Below are 24,546 nucleotides of genomic sequence, written 5' to 3' on the forward strand. Positions count from 1 at the left end.
CCTGGCCCAGCTCGGCCCGGGCGTTGGCGGCCTCCGTGCGCGCCGTGGCCGCCTCGGTCCGCGCGTGCGCCGCGCCGGCCTGCGCCTCGGCCACCTCGGCACGGGCGGCCGCGAGGGCCGCCTCGCCGCGGGCGTCGGTGGTGTCGCGCTCGGCACCGGCCAGGCGACGCCCGACCAGCACCCCGGCGGCGACGCCCACCAGCAGCGCCACGGCCAGCAGCAACAGCGTGATCCCGTCCATGGCCACGAGGATGCACGGGCCCACTGACACAACGCCCACGCCACACCGTCGGGCGCCCGACCGCGACCGGCGTCACGTCGCCGGCCCCCGTCTACGGTGGTCGCGTGCCCGCGCCCACCACCCCGGCCGTCGACCCCTACGAGCGCCCCGCCGAGCGCCGTGGCGGACCCGCCGCCGCGCACCTCGACGACCTGGCCGCGTTCGTCCAGGCCTCGCCGACCTCCTTCCACGCCGCCGCGGAGGGTGCCCGTCGCCTCGCGGACGCGGGCTTCTTCCGCCAGGACGAGTCGGAGCCGTGGGACGCCTCGCCCGGGGGCCACTTCCTGGTCCGCGACGGTGCGCTCGTCGCCTGGCGCGTGCCGGACCGTGCCGGCCCGCTGACGCCGTTCCGCGTCGTCGGCTCGCACACGGACTCGCCCACCTTCCGGCTCAAGCCCTCGCCCGACCTGGCCGCGTACGGGTGGCACCAGCTCGGCTGGGAGGTCTACGGCGGCCCGCTGCTGAACTCCTGGCTCGACCGCGAGCTCGGGCTCGCCGGGCGGCTGGTCCTGCGGGGCGGACGCACCGAGCTCGTCCGCACCGGGGCCGTGGCCCGCATCCCGCAGCTGGCCATCCACCTCGACCGCGCCATCGGCGAGACCGGGCTCAAGCTGGACCGGCAGCACCACACCGCGCCGGTTTACGGCGTCGGGGTGCCCGGGCCCGGCGTCCTGGACCACGTCGCCGGCCTCGTGGGCGCGACCGGTGCCGACGTCGACGCGTACGACCTGCTCGCCTTCGACACCGCCGCGCCCGCCGTATTCGGGCCCGAGGACGAGTTCTTCGCCTCCGGGCGGCTCGACAACCTCGTCTCCGTGCACGCCAGCCTCACCGCCCTGCTGGCGGCGGGGGAGAGCGACGAGATCGCGGTGCTCGCCGCCTTCGACCACGAGGAGCTGGGCAGCGAGAGCCGCACCGGCGCGTCGGGGCCCCTGCTCGCCGACGTGCTCACGCGCACGGGTGCCGCGCTCGGCGCCGGGACCGACGAGCAGCACCGCGCCTGGTCCCGATCGTTCTGCGTCTCCGCCGACGCCGGGCACGCCGTGCACCCCAACTACCCCGAGCGTCACGACCCCGTGAACCGCCCGCTCCTCAACGGCGGCCCGCTGCTCAAGATCAACGCCAACCAGCGCTACGCCAGCGAGGCCGTCGGCATGGCCCGCTGGCGCGACGTCTGCCGTCGTGCGGGCGTGCGGGTGCAGCCCTTCGTGTCCAACAACGCCGTGCCCTGCGGCTCGACCATCGGGCCGCTCACGGCGACGCGGCTGGGCATCGCCGTCGTGGACGTCGGCGTCCCGACGCTCTCCATGCACTCCGCCCGCGAGCTCACCGGCGCGCAGGACCCGTACGACCTCTCCCGCGCGCTCACCACCTTCTGGTCCGGCTAGGGCCTGCCGGTCCGGCGTCCGAGAAGGAGCCCGAGGGCCCGGCGAGCGTCCCTGGCCGGGCGGCCCGTCACCTCTACGGTGGACGTCCACGGCCCTGACCAGGGCAGACGACCACTCGGAGGACCGACGGTGTCCAGCTCCTACACCCCGCCGACCCGGCCTGACGGGTACTCGACCAGCACGTCGGGGACGTCCGGCTCGAACGGCACGTCCAGCACGTACGCCCCCGCGACCCGGACCGGCGACACCGACCCCGACGTCAAGCCGGTCAAGCCGCGCGGCCACGCCCGCGCCGACCTCGGCCTGCTGCTCCTGCGCCTGGGCCTCGCCGCGATCATGCTCGCCCACGGCTACCAGAAGCTCGTGCTGCAGGGCGGCTTCGCCGGCACGCAGGGCGGCTTCGCCCAGATGGGCGTGCCCTACCCGCAGGTCGCCGGGATCCTGATCATCGTCCTGGAGCTCGCCGGCGGCGTGGCCATGGCGTTCGGCCTCCTCACGGTGGTCGTGGGCCTCTGCTACGCGGCCGCCATGGCCGTGGCGATCGTCTTCGTCCACCTGGCCAACGGGTTCTTCGTCGCCCAGGGCGGCTACGAGCTCGCCGGGCTGACCGGCGTCGTCGCCCTGGTCCTGGCCATCTCGGGCGCGGGGGCCATCTCGCTCGACCGGGCCCTCTTCGGCGCCAAGCGCCGTCGTCGGGTTCGCGAGGCCCGCGAGGCCGGCGTCCTCTGACGCAGGGCTGAGGTCGAGCTACCTCACGGGTAGCTCGACCCCTCGCTCGTTCTCGGGCCGCGGGCCGAAGATGCGTCGGTCCGCCTCGGTGATCTCCACGTCGTTGATGCTCGCCTCACGGCGGCGCATCAGCCCGTGGGCGTCGAACTCCCAGTTCTCGTTGCCGTAGCTGCGCCACCACCGGCCCTGCGCGTCGCGGCACTCGTACGCGAACCGGACGGCGATCCGGTCGTCGGTGAAGGCCCAGAGCGACTTGCGCAGCGCGTAGTCCTGCTCGCGCTCCCACTTCGCGGTGAGGAACGCGACGATCTCCGCACGGCCGGAGACGAACCGGTCGCGGTTGCGCCAGACGGAGTCCTCCGTGTACGCCAGCGAGACCCGCTCGGGGTCCCGACTGTTCCACGCGTCCTCGGCCGCCTGCACCTTCGCCGCGGCGGTCTCGGCGGTGAACGGCGGCAGCGGTGGTCGGTCAGCCATGCTCCGGACCCTAAACTCGACCGACGTGGCTCTCACCATCGGCATCGTCGGACTGCCCAACGCCGGCAAGTCCACCCTCTTCAACGCACTGACGCGCAACGACGTCCTCGCGGCGAACTACCCGTTCGCCACGATCGAGCCCAACGTCGGCGTCGTCGGGGTCCCGGACCCTCGGCTGGGGGTGCTCGGCGAGCTCTTCTCCTCCGAGCGCACGGTCCCGGCCACGGTCAGCTTCGTCGACATCGCGGGCATCGTCCGTGGCGCGAGCCAGGGCGAGGGGATGGGCAACGCGTTCCTGTCCCACATCCGCGAGGCGGACGCGATCTGCCAGGTCACGCGGGTGTTCGTGGACCCGGACGTCACCCACGTCGAGGGCAAGGTGGAGCCGGACGACGACATCTCGACCATCGACACCGAGCTGATCCTCGCCGACCTCCAGACCATCGAGCGGGCGCTGCCGCGGCTGGAGAAGGAGGCCCGCACCAACAAGGACAAGCTGGCCGTCATCGCCGCGGCGAAGGAGGCGCAGGTGGTCCTGGACTCCGGTCGTACGGTCTTCGCCGCCGGTCTCGACCTCGCGCCCTTGCGCGAGCTGTTCCTGCTCACGGCCAAGCCGTTCCTCTACGTCTTCAACTGCGACTCCGACGAGCTCGCCGACACCGCGCTGCTGGACCGGCTCCGCGCCATCGTCGCTCCTGCGGAGGCGATCTTCCTCGACGCCAAGATCGAGTCCGAGCTGGTCGAGATGGAGCCCGACGAGGCGCGTGAGCTCCTCGCCGAGATGGGCATGGACGAGCCCGGCCTCGACCACCTCGCCCGCGTCGCCTTCGACACCCTCGGCCTGCAGACCTACCTGACCGCCGGCCCCAAGGAGTCCCGCGCCTGGACGATCCCCAAGGGCGCCACGGCGCCCGAGGCCGCCGGCGTGATCCACACCGACTTCCAGAAGGGCTTCATCAAGGCCGAGATCGTCTCGTACGACGACCTCGTCGCGGCGGGTTCGGTGAACGCAGCCCGGGCCAAGGGCCAGGTGCGCCTGGAGGGCAAGGACTACGTCATGGCCGACGGCGACGTGGTGGAGTTCCGCTTCAACAACTGACCCCGGGCGCGCTCGCCGAGTGCGCGCTCCCGCACCCGACACGCCGGCGTGTCGCGCAACAAGTGCGCACTCGACGAGCGACTCGGCCCCGAGAGCCAGCGCACGGGACCTTCGGCCCTGTCCCCGTCACGCTCGAGCGGTCGAGGCTGGGCCGGCGGCCGAGGACCGCCGCACGCGAGGGGGGACAACGTGAGGTCGTACGTCTGGGGTGCCCTTCTCGTCGTCCTGCTGGGTCTGGTCGCCGTGCCTCCGGCCGAGGCAGCGCGGCGTGCCAAGCCCTACGACTTCGACGGCAACGGACACCCCGACCTCGTCGTGGGTGCACCGGGGCTGCAGGTCAACGGGCAGCCGGCTGGCGGCGTGGTCGTCCTGCCGGCCTCCGCGACCGGAATGTCGCAGGACGAGAAGGTCATCACGCAGTCGAGCCGCGGGGTCCCCGGGGCGTCAGAGGCCGGTGACGAGTTCGGACGCTCGATCGCCAGCGGCGACTTCAACCGGGACGGGTACGCGGACCTGGCGATCGGTGCCCCCGGGGAGACGTCGGCGAAAGCGCTGCACGTGGGCGCGGTGACGGTGGTCTACGGCTCGGCGCACGGCCTCGGCACGAAGCACGCCCGTCGCCTGCGGATCAGTACCAGAGACGTGTACGAAGCGAACTTCGGGACGTCGCTCGTCGCCGCCGACTTCGACCGGGACGGCTTCGCCGATCTCGCGGTCGGGTCTCCGGGAGCAGCCCCCGCCGTGCGCGACGAGTTCTTCCAGCCGAGCGGGACCGTCTCCGTCTTCGGCGGCGGTCGAAAGGGGCTGTCTCGCGCAGCGCATCTGGTCCTCCGCGGCGACCGAGACGCGTCGGACGGGGACATGCGGTTCGGCGAGAGGATCGCCGCCGGTGACCTTGATCTGGACGGAGACGTCGATCTCGTGGTGGCTTCCGACGGCTTCGCGGACAGCGGGGATGACTCGATGCCAGGGTCCCTCAGCTACTGCCTCAACGGAAGGTCAGGACCCAGGGGTTGCGCCCGCCTCGCGTACGGGGTCGGCTGGGCCGGCCCGAGCTCGGTGCTGGTCGCCAACGTCTGGGGCAGCGAGCGGCCAGAGATCGTGCTCGCGAAGCCGGTCGGCTTCGACGACGACGAGGGCCACGTGACCGTTCTGCGGCTGAAGGGGAGCAAGCGGTTCACCGTCGCCGAGGCCCGGTCGATGAACGGTTTCGACGTCGGTCTGCCGGGGACGGGAGATTGGGCGGCACGCCTGGGGGCCAGCGTCGACGCGGGCGACGTCGACCGGGACGGCTACGCCGATCTCGTGATGGGAGCACCAGGCGCGAACGACGGACGAGGGCGCGTGCTCGTGGCTAGGGGAGGAGCTGACGGCCCTCGATCGACGGGGAACGAGGCGTACAGCCAGGACAGCCCCGGCGTCCCGAACGCTGGTGAGTCCCAGGACTACTTCGGCAGCAGCGTGACGCTGCTCGACCACGACCAGGACGGCCGCCTCGACCTGACGGTCGGCGCGCCGGGCGAGAACGGCTCCGGGGCGATCACGACGCTCCGAGGGGCCGGCGACGGCTTCACGGCTGCAGGGTCACGGACGTTCGACCTGAGGTCCCTGGGCTACGAGCACCCGGAGGAGGCTGGGTTCGGCGGAAGCCTCGGTCACCGCTGACGGGTCACTTCTTCTTCTTGGTCTTCCCGCCCTTCTTGCCCAGCTCGGCCTGAGCGGCGGAGGACTTGCGCGGGTTCTTCTTGCCCTCCTTGGCGGCCTTCGCGTTCGCCTTCTTGGCGGTGTCGCTGCCCTTGCCCTTCTTGTCGGCCATCGTCGGCCTCCTTCCGTCACCCACTCCTACCCGGGGCGACCGGCGTCCAGTTGCACCAGTGGCGCCACTCGGCGCGCGCCACGCCGCGATCGCGTACCGGGTGGCGCCACTCGCGCACCTAGAAGTGGTCGAGGACCCCGCGGACCCGGCCGGCGACGAGGGCGTCCCAGTCCGCGTCCTGGGCCGGGTCTCCACCCGTCAGCAGGCCCAGGGCGCGCAGGTCGCGGCAGGGGGTCGCGCCGGTGACGAGGAGAGCGAGGCCGCGCGAGGTCAGGGTGCGGTCGTCGACGGCTGCACCGCGCTCGCACCGGACCGTCCCGCCCTGGGCGACGACGGCGTACGCACCGTCGAGGTCGGGCAGGACGTCGCCGGCGAGCGTGAACCCGGACCGCAGCGTGAGGCCCGGGGCGCAGCGGGCGCCCGTGAACGCGGCCTCCACGTCGAGCACCTTGAGCATGTAGAGGTCCTCCTGGACCGGCGTCCAGGCGGTCGTGGGCAGGAGGAGCCGGACGAGGTCGTCGCCGGAGGTCCGCAGCCGGACGGTCGGGGCCACGCTGGAAAAGCTGCCGAGGGTGCGCAGCAGGGCGGCGTACGCGTCCGCCCGGAGCGCGACCAGGTCGAGGACGAGCAGCTCCGGCGGAACCTGGCCGGGCCCGCGGACCCAGGACGCGTAGCCGAGCAGCGTGCCGTCGGCGTCCTCCGCGAGGGTCGTGCCGGTGACGCTGCCGACCAGCTCCGCGTCGCTCCCGGGGAACCGCACGCCGCGGCGGGTCAGCGGGCCGTCGAGGCCGGAGGCCCAGGCGTCGTAGACCCGGCGGATCCCCTCGGCGTCGTCGGCGCCGGCGCGTCGCAGCCGGACGTCGGGGGCGGGGGCGACCGAGGCGAGGGCGGCACCGGGCACGTCCACGCGGCGGGTGGCGGCGATGACCTCGTAACCGAACCGCCGGTAGATCCGCGGCGCGGTCGGGAAGAGCGTGGAGACGACGGCTCCGCGCTCACGGGCCCCCTCGAGCAGGGCGACCAGCACCGGCCCGAGCACGCTCCGGCCGCGCTCCTCGGCGGCGACCGTCACGTCGCCGATGCCCGCGACCGGCAGCACCCGCCCACCGAACCAGCCCTCGTACGCGTGGTCCACCGCCTGCGCGACGAGGCGGTCGCCGTCGACGGCGCCCCACCAGTGCGAGCCCGGCTTCTCGAGGTCGTCCGGCGCCAGGTCGGTCGCCGGCCAGCCGAACGCCTCCTGCTCCAGCCGCTTCGACGCGAGGGCGTCCTCGGGTCCGAGCCGGCGCACGTCGATGGTCACCCCGTCATCCTGCCAAGCCCGCTGCTCGGTGGCGCGGTGCCGAAGTCTCTCGGCGCTTCGCGACGCCCAGCCACCGCACCTCGCGGCGTCCGACCCGGGTCGAGGTTCGCCCGGCATCCCTCCCTCGTCGTCCTGGCGATGCACGCACCTGGACGCTGCCGAGCGCCGAGGAACGTCGGCACCACACCACTAGCCTCGCCGCGTGGACGAGCTGCGGACCGGCATCGGGTGGGACATCCATCGGCTCGTGGCCGGTCACCGGCTCGTGCTCGGCGGGGTCGAGGTTCCGGCCCCCGCGGGCTTCGACACCCACTCCGACGGCGACGTGCTGAGCCACGCGGTCGTCGACGCGCTCGCCGGGGCGATGGCCGACGGCGACCTCGGCGTGCACTACCCCGAGGACGACCCGGAGGCGGACGAGGCCCGCAGCCTCGACTTCGTGGTCGCCTTCGCCGCCCGCGTCCGCGACCGCGGGTTCGAGGTCGGCTCGCTCGACAGCTTCGTCGTCCTCGGGACGGTCCGGCTCCGGCCCCACGTCGACGCGATGCGGGCCAACCTCGCCGACGCGCTCGGCGTGCCGCTCGACCGCGTGTCGGTCAAGGCGCGGTCCGCGGACGGGCTCGGGCCCGAGGGTCGTGGCGAGGCGGCCAGCGCGTCCGTCAGCCTCCTGCTGCGTCCCCTCGTCGGGCGCCCGGACGGCGGTTGACAGACTGCGGGCATGACGAGCGCCGACCCCAGGACCGACACCGGGACCGACAGCGGGCCTGCCCTGCAGGTCCGCGGGGAGCAGCTGCCGCGCTTCGACGAGATCCTCACACCAGAGGCGCTGGGCTTCGTCGCCGCCCTCGCGGAACGTTTTCGGGGCCGGCGCGACGAGCTGCTCCAGGCCCGTGCGGACCGGTACGCCGCCGGCCGGCCGGGCGATCACCTCGGCTTCCGCGAGGACACCGCCGCCGTCCGCGACGACCCCTCCTGGCGGGTGGCGCCGCCCGCTCCCGGCCTCGAGGACCGCCGCGCGGAGATGACCGGCCCGACCACCCGCAAGATGGTCGTGAACGCCCTGAACTCAGGCGCCCGGGCCTGGATGGCCGACTTCGAGGACGCGACGTCGCCGACCTGGTTCAACGTCGTCGACGGCCAGCTGAACCTCTTCGACGCCATCCGCGGGCAGGTCGACTTCACCGACGAGCGGGGCAAGCGCTACGCGGTGGGCACCGAGACCCCGACGATCATGGTCCGGCCCCGCGGCTGGCACCTGGACGAAGATCATCTGGTGCTCGACGGGACTCCCGTGCCGGGCTCGCTCGTCGACTTCGGGCTCTACTTCTTCCACAACGCGCAGGCCTTGATCGACTCCGGCGCGGGCCCGTACTTCTACCTCCCCAAGCTCGAGAGCCACCTCGAGGCGCGCCTCTGGAACGACGTGTTCACCTTCGCGCAGGAGCGGCTCGGCGTCCCGTACGGCACCGTCCGGGCCACCTGCCTGATCGAGACGACCCCGGCCGCCTTCGAGATGGAGGAGATCCTCTACGAGCTCCGCGACCACTCGTCCGGCCTCAACGCCGGCCGGTGGGACTACATCTTCTCGATGATCAAGAACTTCGCGGAGGACGCCGGCCACGTGCTGCCGGACCGCTCGCAGGTCACGATGACGAGTCCGTTCATGGCCGCGTACGCGAACCTCCTGGTGAAGACCTGCCACGCCCGCGGCGCTCACGCGATCGGCGGCATGGCGGCCTTCGTGCCCAGCCGCAGCAACCCGGCCGCCACCGCGGCCGCGCTGGAGAAGACGACGGCCGACAAGTCCCGGGAGGCCGGGCTCGGGTTCGACGGTTCGTGGGTCGCGCACCCGGCGCTGGTGCAGACCTGCCTGGACGCCTTCGTCGCGGTCCTCGGCGACCGGCCCAACCAGCTCGAGCGGCAGCGCCCGGACGTCGCGGTGACGCGCGAGGAGCTGGTCGACGTCGCCACGACCGGCGGCGAGGTGACCGTGGACGGCCTGCGGACCAACGTCCGCATCAGCCTGGAGTACCTCTCGGCGTGGGTCGGCGGTGCCGGCGCCGTGGCGATCGACAACCTCATGGAGGACGCGGCGACCGTCGAGATCTCCCGCATGCAGGTCTGGCACTGGCTGCGCCACGGGGTGCGCACGGCCGACGGCACCCGGGTGACCGAGGACCTCGTCCGCTCGGTCCTTGACGAGGTGGTGACCACGCTCGCCGCGGCCGCCGACGAGCCCGGCGGGGCACGCCTGGCCGCAGCCCGGGAGGTGTTCGAGCAGACCTGCCTCGTGGGCGACTGGCCCGAGTTCTTCACCGGCTACGCCTACGAGCACTTCCTGGTCCAGCAGGGCCTCGTCCAGCAGGGCCTGGTCCAGCAGGGCACGAGCGGGACGGTGCCCGCGTGAGCGCCGGTGCCGACGGCCGGGCGAGCCTCACCCGGGTCGAGGCGGAGGTCCGCGCGGCTGCGCTGCGGGTCGAACACGTCGAGGTCGAGCTCGACCTGCTCGGGGACGCCCTGCCGACCTTCGGGTCGCGCACGGTCATCCGCTTCGCGAGCGACGTCGACACGACCTTCGTGGACTTCGCCGGCGAGGAGCTGCTCTCGGCCACGCTGAACGGTCGCCCGCTCGACCTCGCGACCTGGCAGCGGGCGCGTATCCCGCTCACCGGGCTGCAGGCGGACAACGTGCTTGAGGTCGAGGGCCGGATGGCCTACTCCAGCGACGGCGAGGGGCTGCACCGCCACGTCGACCCGGCGGACGGCCAGACCTACCTCTACGCGATGTCGTTCCTGGACGCCGCCCCGCGCTGGTTCGCCTGCTTCGACCAGCCCGACCTCAAGGCGCGCTACGCGTTCACGGTCACCGCGCCGCCCGCGTGGACGGTGCTGGGCAACGGCCCGGCCGTCGCGGAGGGCGAGGGCCGCTGGCGCATCGAACCCGCGCACCCGCTCTCGACGTACTTCACCACGCTCGTCGCCGGCCCGTACGCGTCGGTGTGGGGCGAGCACGACGGCATCCCGCTCGGCCTCCACATCCGCGCGTCCCTGCGGGCCGAGCTCGAGGCGCAGGCGCCGGACATGCTGGCGGTGACCGCGGCGTCGTTCGACTACTACCACCGGCTGTTCGGCATCCGGTACCCGTTCGGGGAGTACCACCAGGCCTTCGTCCCCGACTTCAACGCCGGCGCGATGGAGAACCCCGGCTGCGTGACCTTCCGCGACGGCTACGTGCCGCGCGGCCGGGTGACCCGCACGGAGCGCGCCACCCGCGCCGGGACCATCGCCCACGAGATGGCCCACCAGTGGTTCGGCGACCTCGTGACCATGCGCTGGTGGGACGACCTCTGGCTCAACGAGTCGTTCGCGGAGTACCTCGCGCACCGCTGCTGCACCGAGGCGACCTCGTACGCGCTGTGGCCCGAGTTCGGCATCCTGCGCAAGGACTGGGGCTCGGTCGCCGACCAGTCGCCCTCCACCCACCCGGTGGCCGGCAACGCCGCGCCGGACGCCGCGGCCGCGCTGCAGAACTTCGACGGGATCTCGTACGCCAAGGGCGCCGCGGTGCTCCGCCAGCTCGCCGCGCACGTCGGCGACGACGTCTTCCTGGCCGGACTGCGCGACTACATGAACCGGCACGCGTACGGCAACGCCACGTTCGGCGACCTGCTCGACGCCTGGACCGGCGCCGGGGCTCAAGACCTGCCCGTCTGGGCGGGCGCCTGGCTCAGCACCACCGGCATGGACACCCTCGACGTCGAGCACACCGACGCCGGCGTCCGCCTCGTGGCGATGGCGCCGGCCGGGGGAGAGGCGCGCCCGCACACCGTCCAGGTCGGGCTGGTCGACGAGACCGGCGGGCTCACCGTCCTGGACGCGGTCGACGTCGGCACCGAGCCCTCGGCGGTGGTCCCGGTCGCGGCGCCGGCCGTGCTGGTCACGCCGGACGCGACGGACCTCGCCTGGGCGAAGGTCCGCTTCGGCACCGACGGCTGGGAGCGCGTTCTCGCCGCCCTGCCGGGACTGCAGGACGAGACGGCCTCCGTGGTCGTGTGGAACGCGGTCCGCGACGCCGTGCGCGACGCGACGCTGGACCCGGCCTTCGCGCTGCGGGTCGTCGAGGCGGCCCTCCCGACGTCGGGCTCGGAGATCGTCTGCGCCTCGGTGCTCGGCTTCGCGCTCGACCAGCTGGCCGGCGTCTACGCTCCCGTCGCCGAGCGTGCCGGGCGGGCGGAACGCGTCCGTGCGGTGGCCTGGCGGCTCCTGCGGAGCGCGCCCCTCGGGTCCGACCGGCAGCTCGTCGCCTTCCGGCAGGCGGTGCGGTCGGAGGCCGACCCGGAGCGGCTGCGCGCCTGGTACTCCGGACGGGACCTGCCCGAGGGCGTCGAGCCGGACCCCGAGCTGGTGTGGTCGGTCGTCGAGCGCTGGTCCGCCCTGCAGACCGGCACCGACCTGCTCGAGGACGCCCTGGCGCACGACTCCTCGGCGTCCGGCCAGGTGCACGCGGCCCGCGCCCGGGCGCGCCGCCCGGATCCCGCGGCCAAGGAGGCCGCCTTCCGGCTGCTCGTCGAGCCCTCCTCGGCCGGGGCCTACGAGCTCTACGCGACGGGGGAGGGCTTCTGGGCGGTCGGGCAGGAGGAGCTCACGGCCCCGTACGTCGCGCGCTACTTCGGCGAGATCGGCCGGACCGCGGCGTTCCGCGAGGGCTGGGCGCTCGGCCAGGTCGCGACGCAGGCCTTCCCGCGGACCGCGGCGGACGAGCAGACGCTGCGCCTGGCCGACGACGCGCTCCGCACCGATCTGGCCGCGCAGGTGGGACGGGCTGTGACGGACGGCACCGACCGGCTCCGACGAGCGGTGGAGTCGTTGCGGAAGTGGTCCTGACGATCGTCCGGAGAGCAGGCAAAACCCCTGGTCAGCGCGTGTTCGAGCCTCGTCGCGTCTCACGAAGCGGATAGCCGGGAAAAGCATCCGCGCGAGGTCACAATCATGTTGCTTATCGGCGCGGCTTCTGTCGCTGGCTTGTGCAGGCTGGTCCGCTCGCCTAGAAAGGACCCCGTCGTGCGTGCGGGGTCTCGACGTGCCTTCGCGCTGATCGCGTCGATCGACGCAGATTTTCCTGAGGAGGAAGTACATGCGAGCAAGAACTCGCTTGCTGGCGGGCGCTGCGGTGACCTCGCTGGCGCTCTTGGCCGGTGCGTGCGGAGGCGGCAGCACCAGCACGCCGGGGACCTCGGCCAACGCGGGCACGCCCGTCAAGGGCGGCGTGCTGAACATGCTCGGCGTCGGCGACGTGGACTACATGGACCCGCAGTCGGCCTACTACTCGGGCTCGTACATGGTCCACCGCCTGTGGAGCCGGCAGTTGTACACCTACCCGGCCGACCCGGCGAAGAACACGACCTCGGTGCCCGACCTGGCCGACGGCCCCGTGCAGACGAGCGAGGACGGCCTGACCGTCACCGTCAAGCTGCGTGACGGCGCCCAGTGGAACACCACGCCGGCCCGCGCGGTCGTCGCGAGCGACGAGATCATCGGCGTCAAGCGCACCTGCAACCCGGTCCAGCCCTTCGGCGGCATCCCGGACTTCCAGGAGCTGATCGTCGGCTACGCGGACTTCTGCTCCGCGTTCGCCAAGGTCAAGCCGACCGCCGCGGCGATCAAGGACTACGTCCAGAAGACCGACCTGCCGGGCGTCACCGCGCCCGACGACAAGACGATCGTCTTCAAGCTGACGCACCCGGCCTCGTACTTCCAGGACATGCTGACGCTGACGGCCCTCGGCCCGGCCCCCGTCGAGTTCCTCGACGCGGTCCCCGGCGCGGAGTTCGGCAACGACGTCAAGAACCTGATCTCCAACGGCCCGTACTACATCGACGAGTACACGCCGACGAAGACGATCGACTTCAAGCGCAACCCCGCCTGGAACGAGGCGAGCGACCCGATCCGCAAGGCCTACGTCGACCAGATCAAGGTCAACGAGACCGGGACGCAGGAGAGCATCCAGCAGCAGCTGGAGACGGCGACCGAGTCGGCCGACATGGCGTTCGACACCTTCCCGCCGGCCACCCAGGTGCCCGGGCTGCAGGCGCGCAAGGACCCGAACCTGAGCATCGGCCAGGAGTCCTCGTCGAACCCGTTCCTGATCTACAACACGGTCTCGCCGAACAACAACAAGGCGATGGCGAACGTGGCCTTCCGCCAGGCGCTGTCGACGAGCATCAACCGGGCGAACCTGATCCAGGTCCTCGGTGGGCCGGCGCTGAACACGACGCTCACCAACGTCCTCCCGGCGAACATCGTCGGTGGCGAGCAGGGCTTCGACCCCTACCCGTACGACGCCGCCAAGGGCAAGCAGATGCTGTCCGCGGCCGGTGGTGACGGTGCGACGATCAAGATCCTGTACCGCAACGCGTCGCAGGGTTCGACGAAGGTCTTCCAGACGGTCCAGCAGCAGCTGACCGAGCAGGGCATGAAGGTCGAGGGCGTCCCGGCGCCGAACGCCGACTTCTACACCAAGTACCTGCAGCAGGGCAGCGTCGCCAAGCGCGGCGTCTGGGACATCGCGATCGCCGGCTGGGGCTCGGACTGGTACGGCAACGCCGCCCTGTCCTTCTTCGGCCCGCTCTACAGCGGTGAGGCGGCCTACCCGCCGATCGGCAGCAACTACGGGTTCTACAACAACCCGAAGACGAACGAGCTGATCAAGCAGGCGACCGTCGCCAAGACGCAGGACGACGCGGCGGCGCTGTGGCGCCAGGCCGACCAGTCCGTCATGGCCGACGCGGCGTTCTTCCCGATCACCAACCCGAACACGGCGAACTACAAGGCCACCCAGGTCAACAACGCCGTGTTCATGCCCTCCTTCCAGAACTTCGACCCGGCGAACGTCTGGCTGGCGTCTGGCAAGCAGGGCGGTTAAAGCCTGAAGCAGGGCTTGCAGGACTGACCGTGACGCTCCCGCCCGGGTCCCCGGGCGGGAGCGTCCTGGTGAGTAGGTTCGAAAGATGGTCGACCGGGCTCGGGGTCCGGGCCTGACCGAGACGAGAGGGAGCTAGATGGCGCTGCTCGAGGTGGAGGACCTCCACGTCTCGTTCAACACCGCGGACGGGGTGGTCAAGGCCGTACGCGGGCTGACCTTCTCCGTGGACCGGGGACAGACCGTCGGGATCGTGGGCGAGTCGGGCTCGGGCAAGAGCGTCTCGACCCAGACGATCATGGGTCTCACGGCCGGCGCCCGCGTCAGCGGCCAGGCCCGGTTCGAGGGCGCGGACCTGCTGACCATGAACGACAAGGACCTGCGGGCGATCCGCGGGGCCAAGGTCGGGATGATCTTCCAGGACCCGCTGTCGAGCCTCCACCCGTACTACAAGGTCGGCTGGCAGATCGTGGAGATGATCCGCGCCCACGCCGACGTCTCCAAGGCGCAGGCCAAGAACCGCGCGATCGACCTCCTCCGGCTGGTGGGCATCCCCAAGCCCGAGGCGCGGGTCGACGAGTACCCGCACCAGTTCTCCGGGGGCATGCGCCAGCGCGCGATGATCGCGATGGCGATGGCCCTCAACCCGATCCTGCTGATCGCCGACGAGCCCACCACGGCGCTCGACGTGACCGTGCAGGCCCAGGTGCTCGACGTGATGGAGCGGCTGCAGACCGAGTTCGGCACGGCGATCGTGATGATCACGCACGACATGGGCGTGATCGCCGACATCGCCGACGACGTGGTCGTCATGTACGCCGGCACGGCCATGGAGAAGGCCGAGCGGCGCGAGCTCTTCTACCACAACCACCACCCGTACACCGAGGGTCTGCTGGCCTCGATCCCGCAGCCGGGCGCGGACCGCACCAAGCGCCTGCTGCCGATCCACGGCACCCCGCCGAGCCTCATCCAGCTCCCGACCGGGTGCCCGTTCCACCCCCGCTGCCCGTACGCCTTCGACAAGTGCGTCGCCGAGACCCCGCCGCTGGCCCCCGTGCACGGACGCGAGGACCACCGCTCCGCGTGCTGGCTGCCCTCCGACGAGGCCGAGCGCCAGGCCGAGCGCGAGCGCGTCCAGGCCGTGCTCGCCCAGCAGAGCGAGATCAGCACCGACGTCGCCAAAGATCTCGCTGGAGCCGCCTCGTGAGCACCGCCACCACCACCGCCCCGAGCCGGACCGGCGGCTCGTCCGACGTGCTCCTGCGCGTCGAGAACGTGGTCAAGGAGTTCCCGGTCGCGTCCAACAAGCTGTTCGGCCGCAGCAACGACGCCGTGCACGCGGTCGACGGCGTCAGCTTCGAGCTGCGCAAGGGCGAGACCCTCGGCCTGGTGGGGGAGACCGGCTGCGGCAAGTCGACCCTGGCCCGCTGCATCACCCGGCTCTACTCGATCACCGGCGGGACGATCGACTTCGACGGCCGCGACATCAGCCGCCTCGAGGGCAGCGAGCTCCGCGACGTGCGTCGCGAGGTCCAGATGATCTTCCAGGACCCGTACGGCTCCCTGAACCCCCGGCGCCGCGTCGGCTCGATCATCTCCGACCCCTTCGTCATCCACGGCACCCTCGACGGCCAGGCCCGCAAGCGCCGGGTGCAGGAGCTGATGGAGCTCGTCGGGCTCAACCCGGAGCACTACAACCGCTTCCCGAACGAGTTCTCGGGCGGCCAGCGCCAGCGCATCGGCGTCGCCCGCGCGCTCGCCCTGCAGCCCAAGCTGATCGTCTGCGACGAGCCGGTCTCGGCCCTCGACGTGTCGATCCAGGCGCAGATCATCAACCTGCTGGCCGACCTCCAGGCCGAGCTCGGGCTGACCTACCTCTTCATCGCCCACGACCTGTCGGTCGTGCAGCACGTCAGCGACCGGGTCGCCGTGATGTACCTGGGCAAGGTCGCCGAGCTCGCCGACGTGGACGACCTCTACGGCCACCCGCGACACCCGTACACGAACGCGCTGCTCTCGGCCGTGCCGGTCGCGGACCCGAACGCCGCCGCCCAGCGCGAGCGGATCGTCCTCATCGGCGACGTCCCCTCGCCGATCCACCCGCCGTCGGGCTGCCACTTCCACACGCGGTGCCCCAAGGCGCAGGAGCTCTGCGTCGCGGAGGACCCGCCGCTGGTGCCCCGCTTCTCCGACGCGCCGGGTCACGTGGCGGCCTGCCACTTCCCGGTCGCCGACGGCGAGGACCTCAGCAAGGCCGAGGCCAGCATCGAGCAGGAGGACGCCTCCGACGTGCAGGTCGAGTCCGTGCTCGCGGGGCTCGCCGACACCCCGGGTTTCGCGACCCCCGCCCGTGAGGAGGAGGCGCGATGAGCGAGGAGACCCTCCGCACCACCGAGGCGGACGAGGGCCGGCTGGCCGTCACCGCCGACCGTGGTGCCGAAGCCCCCGGCGGCTCGACCGTCGACACCGCCGACGGCCCCACCCGCATCCAGGGCCGCAGCCCGTGGCAGCTGGCCTGGGAACGGCTGCGGCGCGACCGCGTGGCGATGGTCTCGCTCGCCTTCATCGTGCTGATCGTCCTGTTCGCGCTGCTGGCGCCGCTGATGGCGCTGCTCACCGGCCACGGCGTCAACCAGCAGTTCAACGAGACGGGCCTCGATCCGAACGGCCTGCCGAGGGCGCCCAACGGCGAGTTCTGGTTCGGCACCGACGACCTGGGCCGCGACATCTTCGTGCGCTGCGCGTACGGCGCCCGGATCTCGATCCTGGTCGGCGTGGTCGCCACCGGCTTCACCATCGTCGTCGGCGTGGTCGTCGGCCTGATCGCCGGCTACTACGGCAAGGTCGCCGACACGGTTCTGTCCCGCGTCATCGACGTGGTCCTGTCGTTCCCGTTCCTGCTCTTCGCCATCTCGCTGGTGTCGATCGTCGGGGCGAGCCTCTCGGTGACGATCTTCGTGATCGCGATGTTCAGCTGGGCGTCGGTGGCCCGCATCGTGCGCGGCCAGGTGCTGTCGATCCGCGAGCGCGAGTACATCGAGGCCGCCCGGTCCCTGGGCGCCAGCAGCACGCGGATCATGTTCGTCGACGTGCTGCCCAACGTGCTGGCGCCGATCATCGTCTACGCCACCCTGCTCATCCCGTCGGTCATCGTCACCGAGGCGACGCTGTCGTTCCTCGGGCTCGGTGTGCCGGCCCCGACCGCCACCTGGGGGAACATGATCTCCGAGGCGCAGGCCGGCGGGCTCTACCAGCTCGCGCCCTGGTTCCTGGCCTTCCCCAGCCTGCTGCTGCTGGTGCTGACCCTCGCGTTCAACCTGCTCGGCGACAGCGTCCGTGACGCCTTCGACCCGCGGGGCGACCGGATGCTCCAGAAGTAGGGAGGAGAGAACATGTTGCGCTTCCTCGTCCGCCGGGTCCTCCTCGGCATCCTGGTCCTGTTCCTGACCGTCTCGCTCGTCTTCGCGCTGTTCTACGTCTACCCGTCGGACGTCGCGCGGACCCTCGCGGGACGGCAGGCGACGCCGGAGACCATCGCGCTGATCAAGGCGCGGCTCGGGCTCGACCAGCCGACCTACGTGCAGTACGGCCGCTACCTGTGGAACCTGCTGCACGGCAACCTCGGCTACGACTACTACCACAACGTCCCGGTCACCCAGATCATCGCGACGGCGCTGCCGAAGACCGTCTCGATCGCCCTCGGCGCCTCGGTGATCTGGCTGCTGCTGGGCGTGCTGAACGGCGTCCTGTCGGCCGTCCGGCCGCGCTCCGTGGCCGATCGGACCCTGACGGTCTTCTCGCTGTTCTTCTACTCGCTGCCGACCTTCGTCCTCGGTCTGACCCTGCTGTACTTCTTCTACTTCAAGCTGACGATCGCGGGCATCACGTTCTTCCCGCCCGGTGGGTACGTCAACCTCGCCGACGACCCGTTCACCTGGTTCCGGTCGCTGATCCTGCCGTGGCTGACCCTGGCCCTGGTCCAGGCGGCGCTCTACACCCGGCTCACGCGCGGGTCGCTGCTCGACGTCCTGGGCGAGGACTACATCCGTACGGCCCGGTCCAAGGGCCTCGGCGAGCGGCGCGTGGTCTACCGCCACGGCCTGCGCAGCGCCCTGACGCCGATCGTCACCCAGTTCGGCATCGACCTCGGCGTGCTCGTCGGCGGCGTGGTCGTGACCGAGTCGGTCTTCGGTATCGACGGCATGGGCTTCGAGGCCGTCCGCGCGATCAACGACCAGAACTCCCCGGTGATCATCGGCGTCGTGATCGTCGCCGCCGGCGCCGTCGTGGTCGCGAACATCGTGGTCGACATGCTCTACGCCGTCCTCGACCCCCGCGTCCGCCTGAACTGACGGGTTCCGCGCGGCGCCGCCGGCCCTCGTACACCTGCGCGGTCGTCCCGCCCGTCCCAGGACTTTCACGTAAACGTGAAAGTCCGGTACTGACCACGGCAGATCTGCCGGGCAAGGTACGAGAGTTCCGTGGTCAGTGGCGCAGGCGCTCTGACGGGCTGAGCTTCGACGCTCTCCAGGGTGGTCTCGACCGCGCGATCGGCGGCCGTCGTCCCGCCTGTCCCAGGACTTTCACGTAAACGTGAAAGTCCGGTACTGACCACGGCAGATCTGCCAGGCAAGGTACGAGACTTCCGTGGTCAGTGGGCCGGGGAACCGCTGGGGACCGCCCGCGGAGCGGTGACCGGGACACGCCCCGCGCCGCCTAGGGTGTCCGGGTGATTCCTGCGCACGACCGCCGCCTGATGCTCGTCCACGCCCACCCCGACGACGAGACGATCGCCAACGGCGTGACCATGGCCCGCTACGTCGCCGAGGGGTCGAGCGTCACGCTCGTCACCTGCACCCTCGGCGAGGAGGGCGAGGTGCTCGTGCCCGAGCTCGTGCACCTCGACGCCGAGCACGAGGACGACCTGGCGCCGCAGCGGCTGAGCGAGCTCACCGAGGCGATGCGCCTGCTGGGCGTGACCGACTTCGTCCGGCTCGGGGCCGACGGCCGCTACCGCGACTCGGGGATGGCGTACGACGACAAGGGCCGGGCGATCGCGCGCGACGTCCTGCGCGACGGCATCTTCTGGACCGCCGACCTGCTCGCCGCCGCCAACGACCTCGTCGCGCTCATCCGCGACCGGCGGCCGCAGGTGCTGGTCGCGTACGACGAGATCGGGGGCTACGGCCACCCCGACCACGTCCAGGCGCACCGCGTGGCGACGTACGGCTACCTGCTCGCGGGCGTGCCCAGCTACCGCCGTGACCTCGGCGAGCCCTGGACCGTCGACCGGGTCGTCTGGAGCACCATGAGCGCCACCCGGATGCGGGAGGCCGTGTCGCAGCTCCGGGCGGCGGGGGACACCGAGACGTTCGCCGGGTTCGAGGACGCCGGCGAGGACCTGCCGATGGTGTCGTCCGACGAGGCCATCGCCGCCGTGGTCGACGGGACCGCGTACGTCGGCCAGAAGCTGGACGCCATGCGCGCGCACACGACGCAGATCCGGCCGGACGGAACCTTCTTCGCGGGCGGCAAGATGTCGGTCGACAGCATGTGGTCGCACGAGTTCTACCGGTTCGCGGCCGGGGTCCCGTTCCCCGGGCCGCAGGGCACCGGCAGCACCGGCTGGGCCGACGACCTGTTCGTCGGCCTGGACTGACCGGACCCCCGAACCCCGAACCCCCGCCTCCCGCGGTCGACAGCCGTCAGGCGCTCGGCGGCGCCAGGTAGTGGTAGCGGTGGTGGCGCACGAAGCCGAGCCGCTCGTACGCCGCGTGCGCGACGTCGTTCGCGGTCTCGACCTGCAGGTAGGACCAGCGGGCGCCACGCCGGGCCGCCCAGCCAGCCAGCGCGAGCACGACCGCGGTGCCCAGGCCCTGGCGCCGGTGCTCCGGGCGCGTCCACACGGCGGCGACCCCGAGCCAGCCGTCGGCCAGGTGCCCCCGTGCGACCGCGACGACGCGCCCGTCGACCTCCACCCGTGCGAAGGCCCGCGGCCGGCGGCCGTCGAGCAGCCGGGTGACCAGGGCGGGGTCGGCGTCGTGGGGCCGGTACTCGTCGAACGTCGCCCGCCAGCCCGCCGTCAGCTCCTCGTCGACGACCACCCGCGGGTCCGGCGGGACCTCGCCGAGGAGGTCGGCGAGCCGGGTCACGAGCACGTCGGTCGCCACGTACGTCTCGGCCCAGCCGAGCGTCCGCAGGGCCGCGTCCTCGTCCGACCCGGTGACGACCTGGGCGAGCGGGGCGATCCCGTGCTCCGCCGCGTACGCCTCCACCGCCGCGGCGGCCTCGTCCACGGGCATCCCCGGGTCGCCCACCGCGAGGCACGAGTTGGCGCGGCCGGTGAAGCCGCCGCCCGCCCGCAGGAACCAGTCTCCCAGCGGATCGAGGTCGACCGCCCAGGCCTCGACGCCCAGCCGGTCGACGGCGGCCGCGGGCGTACGACCCGGGTCCGGTCCACCCCGGGCGGCCGGGGCGCGGCGGGCCACGACGACGTCGCGGAGGGGGACGTGCCAGGAGTCCGCCGGAGTGGCCGGCGACGCCGGGTCGAGCAGGCCCTCGAGCGTCACCGCGTCGTCGTCGAGCCCGACCACCCAACCGACGACGTCGCTCGCCGAACCGTCCGGCTGCCGCACGCGGACGACCCAGCGTTCGCCGGCGCGCGCGCCGCTCAGGACCTGCATGGCGTGACTCACCCTCCCGCTGGCTGACCGTGCCCGCCCGGGCGGGCGACCAGGCGCGATACTAGGAGCGCTCAACCTGCCACGCACGCATCCCTGCCCGTCGCGGCCCCGACCACCGGGCCCGCGGGCACCGCCTCACCGAGGAGTCCCTTCGTGACGTACGTCATCGCCCAGCCCTGCGTCGACCTCAAGGACCGCGCCTGCGTCGAGGAGTGCCCGGTCGACTGCATCTACGAGGGCAAGCGGATGCTCTACATCCACCCCGACGAGTGCGTCGACTGCGGCGCCTGCGAGCCCGTCTGCCCGGTCGAGGCCATCTTCTACGAGGACGACACGCCCGAGGAGTGGAAGGGCTACTACGACGCCAACGTCGGCTTCTTCTCCGAGATCGGCTCGCCCGGCGGCGCCGCCAAGATGGGCGTCATCGACGCCGACCACCCGATGATCGCCGCGCTGCCCCCGCAGGAGCACGCCGAGTGAGCGTGCTCCTCCGCGTCGGCCGGCTCTCCTGAGCCGGCGATGAGCGTCACGGCCTCCGCCCGTCGCGGGCTCGGCGCCGGGCTCCCGGACTTCCCCTGGGACACCCTCGCCACCGCCCGCACGACGGCGAACGCCTACCCGGGCGGGGTCGTCGACCTCTCCATCGGGACGCCGGTCGACCCCACGCCCGAGGTCGCGCAGCGTGCCCTCGCGGACGGTGCCGACAGCCCGGGCTACCCGCTCACGTCCGGCACCCCCGCGCTCCGCGAGGCGCTCGCCGCGTACGTGGACCGGCGCTGGGGCGCGGCCGTCCTCCCCGAGGCGACGCTGCCGCTGGTCGGCAGCAAGGAGCTGGTCGCCTGGCTCCCGACGCTGCTCGGGCTCGGGCCGGACGACACGGTCGTCTACCCCGAGGCCGCCTACCCGACGTACGCGGCCGGCGTGCAGGTGGCGGGCGCGCGCGGCGTGGCCTGCGACGACCTCACCCGGCTCGACGCGCGCGGGATCCGCCCGGCGCTGGTCTGGCTGAACTCGCCCTCCAACCCCACCGGCGAGGTGCTCGCCCCGTCGGTGCTCGCCGAGCGCGTCGCCTGGGCCCGCGAACATGGCGCGATCGTGGCGTCGGACGAGTGCTACGGCGAGTTCGGCTGGGAGGCCGACCCGGTCTCGGTGCTGCACCCGGACGTCTCCGGCGACGGGCACGACGGCCTGCTCGCCGTCTTCTCGCTGTCCAAGCGTTCCAACCTCGCGGGCTACCGGGCCGGCTTCCTCGCCGGCGACCCGGCGCTCGTCTCCGAGCTGCTCGAGGTCCGCAAGCACCTCGGCATGCTCGTCCCGCGGCCCGTGCAGGACGTGATGGTCGCCGTGCTCGCCGACACCGCGCACGTCGAGGTGCAGCGCGAGCGCTACGCCGCGCGCCGGGCCCGGCTGCGTCCCGCGCTCGAGGCCGCCGGGTTCACGATCCACCACTCCGAGGCCGGCCTCTACCTCTGGGCGACCCGCGGCGAGGACAGCCGGACGACGCTCGCCTGGCTCGCCGAGCGCGGCATCCTCGTCGCCCCCGGCGACTTCTACGGGGACGCGGCGCGGCAGTTCGTGAGGCTCGCCCTCACCGCGACCGACGAGCGCATCGACGCCGCCGTGGAGCGTCTCACCCGTTCCGTCTGAGCCTTCCTCCGTCTGACCACCTCTGCGGTGGTCGGACGGAGGAGACCTCGGGTGAGCACGCTGACCCCCGCGGTAGTGACAGCGCGAGCCGATCCGTTGACGGCCCCGCCACCTCAGCGCACGATGAGAGCACCGCGTCCCCCGCGCGCGTCCAGACTCTTTCCGAGGGCGGCCGACCGTGACGCGATGGTGGCGCTGGACGGTGGCCCTGCTGCTCTGCGGAGCGGGGGTGCTGCTCGGCCCGGCCCCTGCGGCGACGGGCGCTCCCGCGGCCGACGACCCGGGGTTGGGCAGCGTCGTCGCCGACCTGGGCACGGTGGTGGCGTACGCCGCGCCTGGCTTCAGCCCGGACGGCGCGTACCACGCGTCCCTCGTGCCGGCCGGCGACCGGTGCGACCTGCGGGTCTTCGACGTCCGCGCGCGGAAGCCGGTCGGGCTCACCCACGCCCACGTCCTCTGCGACGCGACGGGGATCCGCTGGGCCGCGGACACCGACACGCTGGTCTGGCTCGTGGACGCGGCGCCGGGACTGGTGATCGCGTACGCCTGGGACGCGGACCCCGGGCAGGTACGGGTCCAGGCCGCCGACGCCGAGGTCTTCGCCCCGGCCTCGGGCTACCCCAGGCCCCAGGTCTCCGCCGACGGCCGCTTCCTCGCGTTCATCGGCCGGTCCGACACGCATCCCGCGCCCGCGGTCGACCCCTCCCGGAACGCCTGGTTCGTGTGGGACCGCAGCACGGGCGTCAGCCTGCCGCTCTCCGCGGGCGACGTGCACGTCGAGCTCGGCCAGTGGGCCCCGAAGGGCCACGCCTTCTTCGCCGGCACGGGAGGCCGGACGCCGTTCGACCTGCGGACCGGGGCGTGCTTCGGCTCGGGGGCCGCCTGCCGGCTGCCCGCCGACCCGCACCCGTTCTTCGCCGACGGCTGGTCCGTCGACGGCACCGCCGTGGTGGGCGAGATCGTGCTCGGCGGGGGCGACAACGTCATCGCGGTCCACGACTTCGGGGACGGCTCGACGACGCCCTTCCCGACCCGGGCGGGCCGCGTCGACTACGCGCTGTTCGTCGGCACCGGTGCCGACCGGGTGCTGGGCTACCTCCGGGAGGGCACCGCCCTCTGGACCCGCACGAGGGGCACGGTGGTCCGGTCCTCCGTCGGCGTCGCGTACGACTCGCCCACGGGCCCGTACCTGCTGACCGGCGAGCCCGTGCGCGACGCGTTCCGCTACGTCAACCTGGACACCGGCGCGTCCGCCCCGGCGACCTACCGCGGCACGGGCGGCTACTGGACGATGGACGGGTCCTCCTTCCTGGGGCTCGGCCCCGGCGGCTGCTCGTCGCTGCGCCAGTGGTCCCCGGCCACCAACACCGTGAGCCTCTTCGGCCCGCCCCCGCCACGGAGCTGCTACTCCGTGCCGACCGGCCCGAGCAGCCGGTCCAGCTCGTCCGCGTCGGGTCGCTTCGCCGTCGTGAGCGTGGTGACGGCGGGGGGCGCGAGCGCTGGTTCCCCGTACGTCGCCGACCTCCGCCGGCACGTCCTGTCCGGTCCGCTGCGCGGCTACCCGCTCGGCTTCGCCCCGGCGGGAGACGTGCTGGAGGTCGGTCGGCCGCTGGGGTTCGACCGCTACCACCTGCTGCTCGTCGACCCCCGGCCCGTCCCCGACGTCGACGACAAGCCGCGCTGGAGCCCGGCGACGCCGGCGAACGGTGCCCGGGTCGAGGCGGCGGTGGGCGAGCAGTCGCACGTCCAGCTGGGTGCGTCGGACCTGCAGGGCACCCCGGTGAACCTGTACCTCCGGTGGCGCGACGCCGACGGTGTGCCGATCGCCTCGGCCCCGAAGGGCTGGTCGTGCGAGCGGAAGCGGCTGGCCGCCGGGGCGACGGTCGCCGACTGCACGTTCGCGCCGCCGAGGGACTTCACCGCGGTGCGCTACCTCGACGTCAGCGTCAAGAACGTCGCGACCGGCGCGCAGAGCGACACCCGCAGCTACCGGGTCCGCACGGGCTGACGTCTCGGCCCTGCCTCCCCGCTTGCCAGCCCTCCCTCCGCCCAGCCCACCTGGCGTCCTGACCACTGGTCGCTCCGGACCCGGCTTTCGTGGTGGACGGCGTCCCCAGTGACCAGTGGTCACCTGGGGGTGGTGGGAGTGGCGGCAAGAGCCCCGAAGGGACCAGTGGTCACCTCACCCGGGAGCGCACGTACGCA

The 24,546-nt window shown here is 72.6% G+C and carries 20 protein-coding genes and 2 pseudogenes; 17 read left to right on the forward strand and 5 right to left on the reverse strand.

The genetic code is table 11. The features are described from left to right. Window positions 1-241 (reverse strand): annotated as a pseudogene (locus tag ABD665_RS19010) (hypothetical protein); the annotation flags it as partial. A 104-nt stretch (window positions 242-345) separates the two neighbouring features. Here ABD665_RS19010 and ABD665_RS19015 point away from each other — a divergent pair. Both ABD665_RS19015 and ABD665_RS19020 read left to right on the forward strand, forming a co-directional pair. Then, window positions 346-1,668: a M18 family aminopeptidase gene (locus tag ABD665_RS19015; RefSeq protein WP_204911202.1), complete on the forward strand. Its 1,323-nt coding sequence runs from the start codon at window positions 346-348 to the stop codon at window positions 1,666-1,668. A 129-nt stretch (window positions 1,669-1,797) separates the two neighbouring features. Beyond that, entirely contained in the window at window positions 1,798-2,397 is a 600-nt protein-coding gene (locus ABD665_RS19020; RefSeq protein WP_204911203.1) for a DoxX family membrane protein, read from the forward strand. 18 nt (window positions 2,398-2,415) lie between these two features. On the opposite strand, the gene ABD665_RS19025 is transcribed toward ABD665_RS19020, so the two are convergent. Further along, entirely contained in the window at window positions 2,416-2,874 is a 459-nt protein-coding gene (locus tag ABD665_RS19025; protein ID WP_204911204.1) for a DUF1348 family protein, read from the reverse strand. Between the two features lie 25 nt (window positions 2,875-2,899). On the opposite strand from ABD665_RS19025, the gene ychF reads away from it, so the two are divergent. From ychF to ABD665_RS19035, 3 genes and pseudogenes are all read left to right on the forward strand, one after another. Then, on the forward strand, window positions 2,900-3,973 hold the full coding sequence (ychF, locus tag ABD665_RS19030) for a redox-regulated ATPase YchF (protein WP_204911205.1): 1,074 nt from the start codon (window positions 2,900-2,902) through the stop codon (window positions 3,971-3,973). 243 nt (window positions 3,974-4,216) lie between these two features. Continuing rightward, a pseudogene (locus ABD665_RS21695) lies at window positions 4,217-4,537 on the forward strand (FG-GAP and VCBS repeat-containing protein); the annotation flags it as partial. A gap of 3 nt (window positions 4,538-4,540) precedes the next feature. Further along, a complete protein-coding gene (locus tag ABD665_RS19035) occupies window positions 4,541-5,638 on the forward strand; it encodes an FG-GAP repeat protein (protein WP_344742759.1) in 1,098 nt (365 codons plus the stop codon). A 4-nt stretch (window positions 5,639-5,642) separates the two neighbouring features. Here ABD665_RS19035 and ABD665_RS19040 read toward each other — a convergent pair whose 3' ends face one another. Continuing rightward, window positions 5,643-5,789 (reverse strand): hypothetical protein, encoded by a 147-nt coding sequence (locus ABD665_RS19040; protein ID WP_204911207.1) that lies wholly within the window; start codon window positions 5,787-5,789, stop codon window positions 5,643-5,645. 118 nt (window positions 5,790-5,907) lie between these two features. After that, the gene (locus ABD665_RS19045; protein ID WP_204911208.1) at window positions 5,908-7,092 is read right to left on the reverse strand and encodes a GNAT family N-acetyltransferase; all 1,185 of its coding nucleotides are present in this window, start codon (window positions 7,090-7,092) and stop codon (window positions 5,908-5,910) included. A 202-nt stretch (window positions 7,093-7,294) separates the two neighbouring features. Between ABD665_RS19045 and ispF the strand changes: the two genes are divergently transcribed. From ispF to mshB, 9 genes are all read left to right on the forward strand, one after another. Next, a complete protein-coding gene (ispF, locus tag ABD665_RS19050; RefSeq protein WP_204911209.1) occupies window positions 7,295-7,798 on the forward strand; it encodes a 2-C-methyl-D-erythritol 2,4-cyclodiphosphate synthase in 504 nt (167 codons plus the stop codon). A gap of 12 nt (window positions 7,799-7,810) precedes the next feature. Next, window positions 7,811-9,499 carry a malate synthase A gene (gene aceB, locus ABD665_RS19055; protein WP_204911210.1) on the forward strand — a complete coding sequence of 563 codons (1,689 nt, stop codon included), beginning with the start codon at window positions 7,811-7,813 and terminating at the stop codon, window positions 9,497-9,499. Beyond that, complete coding sequence (gene pepN, locus ABD665_RS19060; RefSeq protein WP_204911211.1) at window positions 9,496-11,976, forward strand: aminopeptidase N; 2,481 nt, start codon at window positions 9,496-9,498, stop codon at window positions 11,974-11,976. The genes aceB and pepN overlap by 4 nt, the downstream gene beginning before the upstream one ends. Before the next feature lie 250 nt (window positions 11,977-12,226). Beyond that, window positions 12,227-14,014 carry an ABC transporter substrate-binding protein gene (locus ABD665_RS19065; protein ID WP_204911212.1) on the forward strand — a complete coding sequence of 596 codons (1,788 nt, stop codon included), beginning with the start codon at window positions 12,227-12,229 and terminating at the stop codon, window positions 14,012-14,014. A gap of 136 nt (window positions 14,015-14,150) precedes the next feature. After that, on the forward strand, window positions 14,151-15,218 hold the full coding sequence (locus ABD665_RS19070) for an oligopeptide/dipeptide ABC transporter ATP-binding protein (protein WP_204911213.1): 1,068 nt from the start codon (window positions 14,151-14,153) through the stop codon (window positions 15,216-15,218). Next, window positions 15,215-16,381 (forward strand): dipeptide ABC transporter ATP-binding protein, encoded by a 1,167-nt coding sequence (locus ABD665_RS19075; protein WP_204911214.1) that lies wholly within the window; start codon window positions 15,215-15,217, stop codon window positions 16,379-16,381. The genes ABD665_RS19070 and ABD665_RS19075 overlap by 4 nt, the downstream gene beginning before the upstream one ends. Then, the gene (locus tag ABD665_RS19080; protein ID WP_204911215.1) at window positions 16,378-17,391 is read left to right on the forward strand and encodes an ABC transporter permease subunit; all 1,014 of its coding nucleotides are present in this window, start codon (window positions 16,378-16,380) and stop codon (window positions 17,389-17,391) included. The genes ABD665_RS19075 and ABD665_RS19080 overlap by 4 nt, the downstream gene beginning before the upstream one ends. A gap of 12 nt (window positions 17,392-17,403) precedes the next feature. Next, entirely contained in the window at window positions 17,404-18,363 is a 960-nt protein-coding gene (locus ABD665_RS19085; RefSeq protein WP_204911216.1) for an ABC transporter permease subunit, read from the forward strand. Window positions 18,364-18,740: 377 nt separating this feature from the next. After that, a complete protein-coding gene (gene mshB / locus ABD665_RS19090) occupies window positions 18,741-19,670 on the forward strand; it encodes an N-acetyl-1-D-myo-inositol-2-amino-2-deoxy-alpha-D-glucopyranoside deacetylase (RefSeq protein WP_344742765.1) in 930 nt (309 codons plus the stop codon). A gap of 46 nt (window positions 19,671-19,716) precedes the next feature. Here mshB and ABD665_RS19095 read toward each other — a convergent pair whose 3' ends face one another. Beyond that, entirely contained in the window at window positions 19,717-20,694 is a 978-nt protein-coding gene (locus ABD665_RS19095) for a GNAT family N-acetyltransferase (protein ID WP_204911217.1), read from the reverse strand. A 153-nt stretch (window positions 20,695-20,847) separates the two neighbouring features. Here ABD665_RS19095 and fdxA point away from each other — a divergent pair, with 153 nt between their 5' ends. The 3 genes from fdxA (at window position 20,848) to ABD665_RS19110 (ending at window position 24,349) form a co-directional block, all read left to right on the forward strand. Next, the gene (gene fdxA / locus ABD665_RS19100; RefSeq protein ID WP_204911218.1) at window positions 20,848-21,174 is read left to right on the forward strand and encodes a ferredoxin; all 327 of its coding nucleotides are present in this window, start codon (window positions 20,848-20,850) and stop codon (window positions 21,172-21,174) included. Window positions 21,175-21,213: 39 nt separating this feature from the next. Next, a complete protein-coding gene (gene dapC, locus ABD665_RS19105) occupies window positions 21,214-22,341 on the forward strand; it encodes a succinyldiaminopimelate transaminase (RefSeq protein WP_204911219.1) in 1,128 nt (375 codons plus the stop codon). Between the two features lie 178 nt (window positions 22,342-22,519). After that, entirely contained in the window at window positions 22,520-24,349 is a 1,830-nt protein-coding gene (locus ABD665_RS19110) for a TolB-like translocation protein (RefSeq protein ID WP_204911220.1), read from the forward strand. Window positions 24,350-24,546: the final 197 nt, after the last annotated feature.

The sequence above is a fragment of the Microlunatus spumicola genome (assembly GCF_039536445.1).
In the GTDB taxonomy this organism is placed as follows: domain Bacteria; phylum Actinomycetota; class Actinomycetes; order Propionibacteriales; family Propionibacteriaceae; genus Microlunatus; species Microlunatus spumicola.

What these genes read in the sequence shown, in the direction of transcription:
- ABD665_RS19025 (WP_204911204.1), bottom strand. Translation starts at nt 2,874, where the DNA reads ATGGCTGACCGACCACCGCTGCCGCCGTTCACCGCCGAGACCGCCGCG.
- ABD665_RS19040 (WP_204911207.1), bottom strand. Translation starts at nt 5,789, where the DNA reads ATGGCCGACAAGAAGGGCAAGGGCAGCGACACCGCCAAGAAGGCGAAC.
- aceB (WP_204911210.1), top strand. Translation starts at nt 7,811, where the DNA reads ATGACGAGCGCCGACCCCAGGACCGACACCGGGACCGACAGCGGGCCT.
- ABD665_RS19065 (WP_204911212.1), top strand. Translation starts at nt 12,227, where the DNA reads ATGCGAGCAAGAACTCGCTTGCTGGCGGGCGCTGCGGTGACCTCGCTG.
- ABD665_RS19070 (WP_204911213.1), top strand. Translation starts at nt 14,151, where the DNA reads ATGGCGCTGCTCGAGGTGGAGGACCTCCACGTCTCGTTCAACACCGCG.
- ABD665_RS19080 (WP_204911215.1), top strand. Translation starts at nt 16,378, where the DNA reads ATGAGCGAGGAGACCCTCCGCACCACCGAGGCGGACGAGGGCCGGCTG.
- ABD665_RS19085 (WP_204911216.1), top strand. Translation starts at nt 17,404, where the DNA reads ATGTTGCGCTTCCTCGTCCGCCGGGTCCTCCTCGGCATCCTGGTCCTG.
- ABD665_RS19095 (WP_204911217.1), bottom strand. Translation starts at nt 20,694, where the DNA reads ATGCAGGTCCTGAGCGGCGCGCGCGCCGGCGAACGCTGGGTCGTCCGC.
- dapC (WP_204911219.1), top strand. Translation starts at nt 21,214, where the DNA reads ATGAGCGTCACGGCCTCCGCCCGTCGCGGGCTCGGCGCCGGGCTCCCG.